Genomic DNA, 7,193 nt, shown 5'->3' with positions numbered 1-7,193 from the left:
AGACCGAGCGCCCGCCGGGTGAGCGCACCCAGGCCGAGCGCCCCCAGGGCGACCGGGCGCAGGGTGAGCGCCAGCAGGGCGAGCGGGCCGAGCGGTCCGACCGCGGCGACCGGCAGGACCGTTCCGAGCAGCGCGAACAGCGCCAGGACCGGGGCAACCGCGGCGACCGCGGCGACCGGCAGGACCGCGGCGGTCGCGACGACCGCGGCGGCCGTGACAGCCGTGATGGCCGTGACGACCGGGGCGGCCGCGACCAGAGCCGCAACCGCCAGAGCGGCCCGGGCGACGACGGCGACGAGGACGGTGGCCGTCGCGGTCGCCGCTTCCGCGACCGCCGCCGCCGTGGCGGCCGTGGCGACGACGGCGGTCCCGCCACCGACACCGAGGTGCGCGACGACGACGTCCTGCTGCCCGTCGCGGGCATCCTGGACGTGCTGGAGAACTACGCGTTCGTCCGCACGTCCGGCTACCTCGCCGGGCCGAACGACGTCTACGTGTCGTTGTCGCTGGTCCGCAAGTACGGCCTCCGCCGCGGTGACGCCCTCATCGGCGCCGTGCGGCAGCCGCGCGACGGCGAGCAGCAGCGCCAGAAGTTCAACCCCCTGGTGCGGGTGGACAAGATCAACGGCCTCGACCCGGAGGAGTCCCGCAACCGGCCGGACTTCACCAAGCTGACGCCGCTGTACCCGAACGAGCGCCTGCGCCTCGAGACGGAACCGCACATCCTCACCACGCGCGTCATCGACCTGGTGATGCCGATCGGCAAGGGCCAGCGCGCCCTCGTCGTGTCGCCGCCGAAGGCGGGCAAGACCTCGGTGCTCCAGTCGATCGCGAACGCGATCACGAAGAACAACCCCGAGTGCCACCTGATGGTGGTGCTGGTGGACGAGCGCCCCGAAGAGGTCACCGACATGCAGCGGTCGGTGAAGGGCGAGGTCATCGCCTCCACCTTCGACCGCCCGCCGTCGGACCACACCACGATCTCGGAGCTGGCCATCGAGCGGGCGAAGCGCCTGGTCGAGATGGGTCACGACGTGGTCGTGCTGCTGGACTCGATCACCCGCCTGGGTCGTGCCTACAACCTCGCGGCCCCCGCGAGCGGCCGGATCCTGTCCGGTGGTGTCGACTCGACCGCGCTGTACCCGCCCAAGCGGTTCCTGGGCGCGGCGCGGAACATCGAGGGCGGCGGCTCGCTGACCGTCATCGCGACGGCCCTGGTCGAGACCGGGTCCGCGGGCGACAGCGTAATCTTCGAGGAGTTCAAGGGCACCGGCAACGCCGAGCTCAAGCTCGACCGGAAGATCGCGGACAAGCGGACCTTCCCGGCGGTGGACGTCGACTCGTCCGGCACCCGCAAGGAAGACCTGCTGCTGTCGCCGGACGAGCTGGCGGTCATGCACAAGCTGCGCCGGGTGCTGCACGCCCTGGACAGCCAGCAGGCGATCGACCTGCTGCTGGACCGCCTGCGCAAGAGCCGCACCAACATCGAGTTCCTGATGCAGGTCGCGAAGACCACCCCGGGTGCGGACAACGACTGACCGCGCCCGACCTCCGAAGGCCCGTCCGGCACACCACGCCGGGCGGGCCTTCGGGCGTCACGGGGCCGTCAGCGCAGGTCGGCGGGGTGGGGCGTCAGCACTGCGAGGCGGAGGTCAGGCCGGCCTCGGCGAGCGCGGCCGTGCGGCGGCGTTCGAGGAAGTACTGGGCGACGAGCAGGGCCGTCACGGGCACGCCGAGGGCCACCACGGCCACGACCGGCAGCCGCACGCCGTCCACCAGCACGCCGAGGGCCAGCACGGACGCCAGGTAGGGCCACCGCAGCCACACGCGCTGCCAGCGCGCGGTCCACTCGACCGCGCTGGACGCCGCCACGCCGACGGCGACGCCCGCGCCGAACACGGGGCTCGACAGGGGGAGGTACCCCGGAGCCCCGAGCAGCAGCCCTCCGAGCCCGGTGAGGCCCAGGACGGCGCTGCTGAACAGGAACGGCACCGCCAACCACGTGGTCAACCGCAGCGGGCGCCCGACGGAGCAGAACACGGGGCCAGTGTGGCGTCCACGCAACGTCGACCGCTGCACTGAGTAGTCCAGCGGCTACCTGGTGCGCCAAATGGTCGTCGTCCATCGGCGAGCGGTTGTGACCCCGAGCACGGGGAACAACGGCGCCCGACCACGCGTTTCAGTCCGTGACGGCCGATCTGGCACACTGTCGGGTCGAGTCCGGCTCCGGTTCACCTCGAAGGACAACGAGGACCCGGCGGCCACCGAGGAAAGGGACGAGACGTTGAAGACCGGCATTCACCCCGAGTACGTGACGACCGAGGTCACCTGCGGTTGCGGCAACACCTTCACCACCCGCAGCACCAAGACCTCCGGGTCCATCCACGTCGAGATCTGCGCCAACTGCCACCCGTTCTACACCGGCAAGCAGAAGATCCTCGACACCGGTGGCCGGGTCGCGCGCTTCGAGGCCCGCTACGGCAAGCGCGCCAAGTAGCTGCCCCAACGGCGTCCACCCCGATTTCGCGGGTGGACGCCGTTGTCGTCTCCACACCTTGTCGGGACACCCTTCAGAAGCTGAGACCGGAGCAAGATCGTGACGCTGGACGCCCTGCTGGCCGAGCACGCCGAGCTGGAAGCCAAGCTCGCCGACCCCTCGGTGCACGCCGACCAGGCGGGCGCGCGCAAGCTCGGCAAGCGCTACGCCGAGCTGGGGCCGATCGTGAAGACGGCCCGGGAGCTGGAGCAGGCGAAGTCGGACCTGGAAACGGCGCGCGAGCTGGCCGCCGAGGACCCGGTGTTCGCCGAGGAAGCCGAGGAGCTGGCCCGACGCGTCCCAGCGCTGGAGGCCAAGCTGACCGAGCTGCTCCTGCCGCGCGACCCGCACGACCACGCGGACGTCGTGCTGGAGATCAAGTCCGGTGAGGGCGGCGAGGAGTCGGCCCTGTTCGCGGGCGACCTGTTGCGCATGTACCTGCGGTACGCCGAGCGCCACGGCTGGAAGGCCGAGGTGCTCGACGGCACCGACTCCGACCTGGGCGGCTACAAGGACGTCACGGTGGCCATCAAGAGCCGCGCCGACACCCCGGACGGTGTCTGGTCGCGGCTGAAGTACGAGGGCGGCGTGCACCGCGTGCAGCGGGTGCCGGTCACCGAGTCGCAGGGGCGCATCCACACGTCCGCCGCCGGTGTCCTGGTGTTCCCGGAGACCGAGGACGTCGAGGTCGAGATCGACGAGAACGACCTGCGCGTGGACGTGTTCCGCTCGTCCGGCAAGGGCGGCCAGAGCGTCAACACGACCGACTCGGCGGTCCGCATCACGCACCTGCCCACGGGCATCGTGGTGTCCTGCCAGAACGAGCGCAGCCAGCTCCAGAACAAGGCGCGGGCCATGCAGGTGCTGCAGGCGCGGCTGACCGCGTTGGCCGAGGAGAAGCAGGCCCAGGAGGCGTCGGACGCCCGGCGCACCCAGATCCGCACGGTCGACCGGTCCGAGCGGGTGCGGACCTACAACTTCCCGGAATCACGCATCTCCGACCACCGTGTCGGGTACAAAGCGCATAACCTGGATCAAGTGCTCGACGGCGATCTGGACGCGGTGCTCGACGCTTTGGCGGCGGCCGACCGCGCGGAGCGACTCGCCGGCGGGTGATGCGACGAGAGGGGCGCGGTCGTGGCGGAACTCCTGGTCAGCCCCCTGAGCGCCCCACTGGACACGTCCCTGCGGATCGTCGTCTCCGGCCTGTCGCCGGACGAGCGGGTCACGGTCTGCGCGTCGACGGGTGACCGTGCCGCCGAGGCCGTGTTCCTGGCCGACGAGCGCGGCGTGGTGGACCTGACGCGGCACGCCCCGGTCGAGGGCGCCTACTCCGGCGTCGACCCGATGGGGTTGTTCTGGGCGATGGCGCCGACCGGCGGCACGCCGCGCGGCACGGTCGTCGAGGTCGACGGCGCGGGCCGGGTCGAGGTGGACCGCCGCACCGTCCCCGAGGGCGTCCGCCGGACCGAGGTGACCGAGAACGGCCTGGTCGGCGTGCTGTTCGAGCCGGACGACGACGAGACGCACCCCGGCGTGCTGGTGCTCAGCGGTTCCGAGGGCGGGCTGCACGAGCTCGACGCGGCGCTGCTGGCCGGCCACGGGTTCGCCGCGCTGACGCTGGCGCACTTCGGGGCGCCGGGAGTGCCGGACGACCTGGTCGAGATCCCCTTGGAGTACGTCGGCGCCGCGGTGGAGTGGCTGGGCGCCCGCGCCGGGAAGGTCGGCGTGCTCGGCGGTTCGCGCGGCGGCGAGCTGGCGTTGCTGGTCGGTGCGACGTTCCCGCAGGTCAACGCCGTGGTGAGCGTGGTGGGCAGTGGCGTGGTGACGCAGTGCATCGGGCCGGGCCGCCGGTTGTCGCAGAAGCTGGAGCACGAGGCCGCGTCGTGGACGTGGCAGGGCAGGCCGCTGCCGTACCTGCCGTACTCGGTGCCGCACGAGCTGCGGATGAGGATCGTGGACGGCGAGCCGGTGCCGCTGCGCCTGGCGTTCGACCTCACCGACGGCATCCCCGAGGACACCGAGATCCCCGTCGAGCGCATCAACGGGGGTGTGTTGCTGCTCTCATCCGGCCGGGACGAGTCGTGGCCGTGCGTCGAGCTGAGCGAGGTCGCGGCACGTCGGCTGGCCGAGCGCGGGCACCCGCACCGGCACGAGCACGTCGTGTACCCCGAGGCAGGACACCTGATCGCGGGCCCGCCCCACCGGCCGACCACCGACGTGGTCGTTCCGGGGCCCGGCGTGCGGTTCGCGATGGGCGGCACGCCCGCCGCCACGGCCGCCGCGAGGGCCGACGCGTGGCGTCGGACCGTTGAGTTCTTGTCGGACCAACTGGGCACCTAATGTGTCGGTCATGAGCGCACACTTTGACGTCGTGGTCCTCGGTGCGGGGCCAGGCGGGTACGTCGCCGCGATCCGCTCGGCCCAGCTGGGGCTGAAGACGGCGGTCATCGAGGAGCGTTACTGGGGCGGGGTCTGCCTGAACGTGGGCTGCATCCCGTCGAAGGCGCTCCTGCGCAACGCGGAGCTGGCGCACCTGTTCACGCACGAGCAGAAGACCTACGGCATCCAGGTCGACGGCACGGTGAAGTTCGACTACGGCGCCGCGTTCCAGCGCAGCCGGAAGGTCGCGGACGGGCGCGTCAAGGGCGTGCACTTCCTGATGAAGAAGAACGGCATCACCGAGTACAACGGTCGGGGGACGTTCGTCGACGCCAACACCATCAAGGTGGGTGACGAGACGATCACGTTCGGTTCCGCGATCATCGCGGCCGGTGCGACCACCCGCCTCCTCCCGGGCACGAAGCTGTCCGACCGGGTGGTGACGTACGAAGAGCAGATCATGTCCGAGGACCTGCCGGGCAGCATCGTCATCGCGGGTGCGGGCGCCATCGGCGTCGAGTTCGCGTACGTGCTGCACAACTACGGCGTCAAGGTCACCATCGTGGAGTTCCTGGACCGCGTGGTGCCGCTGGAGGACGCCGAGGTCTCGACCGAGCTGGCCAAGCGGTACAAGCGGCTCGGGATCGACGTGCGCACGTCCACCCGCGTCGAGTCCATCGACGACTCCGGCGACCGCGTGCGCGTCACCGTGTCGAAGGACGGCCGGCAGGAGGTCCTGGAGGCCGACAAGGTCATGCAGGCCATCGGCTTCCAGCCGCGGGTCGAGGGCTACGGGCTGGAGAACACCGGCGTCCGGCTCACCGAGCGCGGCGCGATCGACGTCGACGGCCGCGGCCGCACGAACGTGCCGAACATCTACGCCATCGGCGACGTGACGGCGAAGCTGATGCTGGCGCACGCCGCCGAGTCGATGGGCATCATCGCGGCGGAGACCATCGCGGGCGCGGAGACCATGGAGCTGGACTTCGTGATGATCCCGCGCGCGACGTACTGCCAGCCGCAGATCGCGTCGTTCGGGTGGACCGAGGCGCAGGCCCGCGAGAAGGGCTTCGACGTCCAGGTGGCGAAGTTCCCGTTCACCGCGAACGGCAAGGCGCACGGCATCGGCGACTCGGGCGGGTTCGTGAAGCTGATCAGCGACAAGACGCACGGCGAGCTGCTCGGCGGTCACCTGATCGGGCCCGACGTGACCGAGCTGCTGCCGGAGCTGACGCTCGCGCAGCAGTGGGACCTCACCGTCCACGAGGTGGCGCGCAACGTCCACGCGCACCCGACGCTGGGCGAGGCGGTCAAGGAAGCCGTGCACGGCCTGGCCGGTCACATGATCAACTTCTGACCGGTGTCCGTCGCCGGGTCATGACTATCCTTCGGGCATGACCCGACACCCGCTGCGGCTGGCCATCCTCGAAGCGGAACGCATGCTGGCCGCGGCGGGTGTGGACAGCCCGCGGGTGGACGCGGAACTGCTCGCCGCCCACGTGCTGGGCGTCGCGCGGTCCCGCCTTCCGCTGATCCCGCTGGTCGACCCGCCGGTGGTGGACGCGCTGCACAAGGTCGTCGTGCAGCGCACGTCGCGCATCCCGCTGCAGCACATCACCGGCACCGCCCACCTCGGCGGCATCGACCTGGAAGTCGGTCCGGGCGTGTTCATCCCGCGCCCGGAAACCGAGCTCCTGCTCGAGTGGGGACTGTCCACACTGGACCTCTCGGTGACGCCCGCGCCCGTCGTCGTCGACCTGTGCACGGGTTCCGGCGCGCTCGCCCTCGCCGTGGCGCACCGGGTGCCGTCGGCGTCCGTGCACGCCGTCGAGCGCGACCACGCCGCGCTGGCCTGGGCGCGCCGCAACGCCGAGATCCGCGGCGGCGCGGGCGACACCCCGATCACGCTCCACGCGGGCGACGTGACCGCGCCGGACGTGCTGTCCGACCTGGACGGTCAGGTCGACCTGGTGCTGTGCAACCCGCCGTACGTCCCGGACGCGACCGAGGTCCAGCCGGAGGTCGCCGACCACGACCCGCGCCAGGCCGTCTTCGGCGGCGCGGACGGCCTCGACGTGATCCGGCACGTCGTCACGCTCGCCGCGCGCCTGCTGAAGCCGGGCGGCCACGTGGGGATCGAGCACGACGACACGCAGGGCGAGTCCGTGCCCGCCCTGCTCGCCGCGCGCCGCGTGCTGACCGACGTGGCCGACCACGCGGACCTGGCCGGTCGCGCCCGCTTCGCCACCGCCTGCCGCGCCTGTCTGCCGCGTTC

7 protein-coding genes are annotated in these 7,193 nt (G+C 71.7%); 6 read left to right on the top strand and 1 reads right to left on the bottom strand.

Annotated elements, in window-relative coordinates; genetic code table 11:
* Positions 1–1,538, top strand: a 1,538-nt coding sequence (gene rho / locus ACFQ3T_RS32730) for a transcription termination factor Rho (RefSeq protein ID WP_380729360.1), incomplete at its 5' end; no start/stop codon positions are given.
* 94 nt (positions 1,539–1,632) lie between these two features.
* Here rho and ACFQ3T_RS32725 read toward each other — a convergent pair.
* Entirely contained in the window at positions 1,633–2,040 is a 408-nt protein-coding gene (locus tag ACFQ3T_RS32725) for a hypothetical protein (protein ID WP_380729358.1), read from the bottom strand.
* Positions 2,041–2,284: 244 nt separating this feature from the next.
* Between ACFQ3T_RS32725 and rpmE the strand changes: the two genes are divergently transcribed.
* The 5 genes from rpmE to prmC form a co-directional block, all read left to right on the top strand.
* Positions 2,285–2,497, top strand: coding sequence for a 50S ribosomal protein L31 (rpmE, locus tag ACFQ3T_RS32720; protein ID WP_380729355.1), 213 nt, complete (start codon positions 2,285–2,287; stop codon positions 2,495–2,497).
* 99 nt (positions 2,498–2,596) lie between these two features.
* Positions 2,597–3,652 carry a peptide chain release factor 1 gene (gene prfA, locus ACFQ3T_RS32715; RefSeq protein ID WP_380729353.1) on the top strand — a complete coding sequence of 352 codons (1,056 nt, stop codon included), beginning with the start codon at positions 2,597–2,599 and terminating at the stop codon, positions 3,650–3,652.
* Between the two features lie 21 nt (positions 3,653–3,673).
* Complete coding sequence (locus ACFQ3T_RS32710; protein WP_380729351.1) at positions 3,674–4,879, top strand: acyl-CoA thioester hydrolase/BAAT C-terminal domain-containing protein; 1,206 nt, start codon at positions 3,674–3,676, stop codon at positions 4,877–4,879.
* Positions 4,880–4,889: 10 nt separating this feature from the next.
* Positions 4,890–6,275, top strand: a complete 1,386-nt coding sequence (gene lpdA / locus ACFQ3T_RS32705; RefSeq protein ID WP_380729349.1) for a dihydrolipoyl dehydrogenase — start codon at positions 4,890–4,892, stop codon at positions 6,273–6,275.
* Positions 6,276–6,312: 37 nt separating this feature from the next.
* Positions 6,313–7,193 (top strand): peptide chain release factor N(5)-glutamine methyltransferase (gene prmC / locus ACFQ3T_RS32700; RefSeq protein ID WP_380729346.1); only part of this gene is annotated, 881 nt, incomplete at its 3' end.

The sequence above is a fragment of the Saccharothrix hoggarensis genome (assembly GCF_042678885.1).
Lineage (GTDB): Bacteria > Actinomycetota > Actinomycetes > Mycobacteriales > Pseudonocardiaceae > Actinosynnema > Actinosynnema hoggarensis.
The sequence above is the reverse complement of the archived record's forward strand: the minus strand, read 5'-3'. Positions and strand labels throughout refer to the sequence as shown.

What these genes read in the sequence shown, in the direction of transcription:
- lpdA (WP_380729349.1), top strand. Translation starts at nt 4,890, where the DNA reads ATGAGCGCACACTTTGACGTCGTGGTCCTCGGTGCGGGGCCAGGCGGG.